This window comes from Sphingobium xenophagum NBRC 107872 (genome assembly GCF_000367345.1).
Classification (GTDB): Bacteria; Pseudomonadota; Alphaproteobacteria; order Sphingomonadales; family Sphingomonadaceae; genus Sphingobium; species Sphingobium xenophagum.
Window position 1 is genome coordinate 1 of record NZ_BARE01000116.1, and the last position, 2,798, is coordinate 2,798.

Below are 2,798 nucleotides of genomic sequence, written 5' to 3' on the forward strand. Positions count from 1 at the left end.
GGTCCGCTCATAAAGCTTGCTGATGAGGTGGAACAGCAACTGCCCTCCCGAGCGGGCGAACGGCAGATAACCGAGCTCGTCGAGAACGATCAGGTCGAGCCGCGACAGCTGCGCCGCCAGGGTCCCGCCTTTGCCGATCCGGGTCTCCTCTTCGAGGCGTGTCACCAGATCGACGGTGTTGAAGTAGCGGGCGCGAGCGCCCCTTCGCACGACATTGGCGGTGATCGCGATGGCGAGGTGGGTCTTGCCTGTCCCCGTGCCGCCGACCAGCACGATATTGCGGCGAGGCGGGAGGAAGGAGCCATCGTGAAGGGAGCGGATCATCTCCTCATTGATCGGTGTGCCCTCGAAGCTGAACCGCTCCAGGTCCTTCACCACGGGCAGCCTCGCAGCCGTCATCCGATAGCGGATGGAGGCTGCATCCCGGTGGGTCGCCTCAGCACGGAGCAGGTCGGTCAGTATCTCCATGGTGGTGCGCTTGCGCTGGAGGCCGGTGGTGACCGCCTCGTCGAACGCCGCCGCCATGCCCTTGAGTCCGAGGCCGCGCATCGTGTCGATCATATCATGCCGCTGCATCATAGCCTCGCAGCAGATCATAGCGGGCACAGTCGGCGAGCGGAGGATGCTGCAGCATCCGGTCTTCCGAAGTGACGATGCTGTGGGGTGTCGCCGGCTCGCGGCGCCGGGAGAGGATGTTGAGGATCAGCTCGTCGCTGGCCGTTCCGTTCGCCAACGCTTCGCGCACGGCAGCCTCTACCGGCTCCAGGCCATCGGTGAGCACCGCCGAGAGGACCCGCACGAACCTGCGATCGGCCTCGTCCCCGGTGCCGAGCCTTCGCCGTAATCGGTGCAGGGCGGGCGGCAGATCCCAGTCCTGGAACGGTGCGCCGTTACGCAGCGCGCCGGGCTTGTGCGCGAGGACCGGCAGATAATGCCAGGGATCGTATATCGTGCGGTTCCGACCGAAGTGGCGCTCATGCTCCCCGACGATCGCATCGCCGCAGCGTATGACGATGCGATCGGCATAGGAGCGCACCTGAACGGTCCGGCGTGCGGCCGTCGACATGACCGAGTAGCGGTTGCGATCGAAGCTGATGAGGCAGGTGCCGGTGACGGCATGCTCGCTCTCATGGAAGCCGTCGAACGGTGCCAGGATCGGCTGCAGGGCCGGTCGCTCCATATCCAGCGCCTCGGCGACGGTAATATCCCCGCGTTCGGGATGGGCATGATGCTCGGCCCAGCGCCGGCACTCGGCCTCCAGCCACCCGTTGAGCTCGGCCAGGCTGGCGAACCGGAGCCGCGGCTGGAAGAAGCGGCCTCGGATTGTCTGGACCTGCTGCTCGACCTGGCCCTTCTCCCATCCCGCCGCCGGCGAGCAGGCGGTCGGCTCGACCATGTAATGATCGGTCATGATCAGGAAGCGGCGGTTGAACACACGCTCCTTGCCGGTGAACACGGCCGTCACCGCCGTCTTCATATTATGGGATGGACGCCTCCCGTCTTCCGACCAACATGTCGGTCAACAAGAAGGAGGAAGGCAATGACAATGGAGATTCTCGCGATCGATCTGGGCAAGCAGTCGTTCCACCTGCACGGGATCGACGCCGATGGGGTAGTTATCTCGCGCAAGGTAAGTCGTGCCAAGCTCGAGAACGCAGTGACCGAACTTGATCCCGCGATTGTTGCTATGGAGGCTTGTGCGAGCGCCCACCACTGGGGTCGACGGTTCTCAGCGTCCGGTCGCCAAGTGCGCCTGGTCAACCCAAGGTTCGTCAAGGCGTTCGTGCGCGGGTCCAAGAACGATGCCATCGACGCAGAGGCGATCTTCGATGCGGCTTCGAGGCCGACGATGCGCTTCGTCCCGGTGAAGACGACCGAGCAGCAGGATCTTCAAAGCCTGCACCGCGTGCGAGAGCGGCTGGTCGTCCAACGCACCTCGCTCATCAACCATGCCCGGGGGCTTCTCGCCGAGTACGGCGTAGTCTTACCTAAAGGCCCGTGGCGCTTTCGTCAGCAAGTCCCGGCAGCCGTGGCTGAGGCTGATTTGTCCAACCTTGCCCGCGAGTTGTTTACTGAGCTGATGGATCAGCTCACCGACGTAGAAGCCCGCCTTGCAAAGCTCGACGCCAAGCTCGTCAGCATCTGCCGCGAGCATGAAGCCTGTCGCCGGCTTGCAGCCTTGCCGGGCGTCGGGCCGGTTATTGCGACCGCGCTTGTTGCCGCGGTGGATGACGGTCGGCATTTCCGCTCAGGCCGGGAGCTCGCCGCGTGGATCGGCTTAGTGCCAAGACAGTACACGACCGGCGGCAAGCCCAGGCTCGGCGGCATCGGGCGACGCGCCAACCATTATCTGCGGCGCCAGCTTATTCATGGGGCCCGGGCGGTGATCAGCCGACTTGCTGCAAAGGACGATGGGCGATCAGTCTGGCTGAAGGGCATTGTTGCTCGAGCAGGTTTCAACAAGGCGCTCGTGGCGCTTGCCAACAAGACCGCCCGCTTGGCCTGGGTGCTGCTGGCCCGGAAGGAAGATTACCTGCCAGCGTAACGCATTGGCTGAACAGGGCTAGGTCCCCGAACGATTGCGAGGTGGATGTTGATGGTGCAACGGCAAGGGCCGCCGATTCGAAGCCTGATCTACGACAAGGCCATCGAGGCCGATCATGTTATGAGGCAAGAAGTAGCGGACTCCCATCAAGGCCAGGAGCGTGACCGCTCCGACCACAGGCCGGATAGATTCACGCAACCCAAGCCGGATGCAACGATCAGAACTACCTTGCGGCGGGAGGCGTCCATAGATT

The 2,798-nt window shown here is 63.9% G+C and carries 3 protein-coding genes and 1 pseudogene; 2 read left to right on the plus strand and 2 right to left on the minus strand.

Annotated features, from left to right (window positions below):
- The coding region (locus SX1_RS22040; protein ID WP_043146410.1) for an ATP-binding protein at positions 1 to 576 on the minus strand (576 nt) is incomplete at its 3' end.
- A pseudogene (locus tag SX1_RS23415) lies at positions 563 to 1,480 on the minus strand (Mu transposase domain-containing protein); the annotation flags it as partial. The gene SX1_RS22040 and the pseudogene SX1_RS23415, both read right to left, overlap by 14 nt.
- A gap of 66 nt (positions 1,481 to 1,546) precedes the next feature.
- Between SX1_RS23415 and SX1_RS22050 the strand changes: the two are divergent.
- Both SX1_RS22050 and SX1_RS24715 read left to right on the plus strand, forming a co-directional pair.
- Positions 1,547 to 2,545, plus strand: coding sequence for an IS110 family RNA-guided transposase (locus SX1_RS22050; protein WP_081610024.1), 999 nt, complete (start codon positions 1,547 to 1,549; stop codon positions 2,543 to 2,545).
- Between the two features lie 45 nt (positions 2,546 to 2,590).
- Positions 2,591 to 2,798: hypothetical protein (locus SX1_RS24715; protein WP_026150058.1), on the plus strand; the 208-nt coding region annotated here is incomplete at its 3' end.

Bases quoted from the DNA above. Each gene is read 5' to 3' on its own strand.
- SX1_RS22050 (WP_081610024.1), top strand. From the start codon at position 1,547: ATGGAGATTCTCGCGATCGATCTGGGCAAGCAGTCGTTCCACCTGCAC.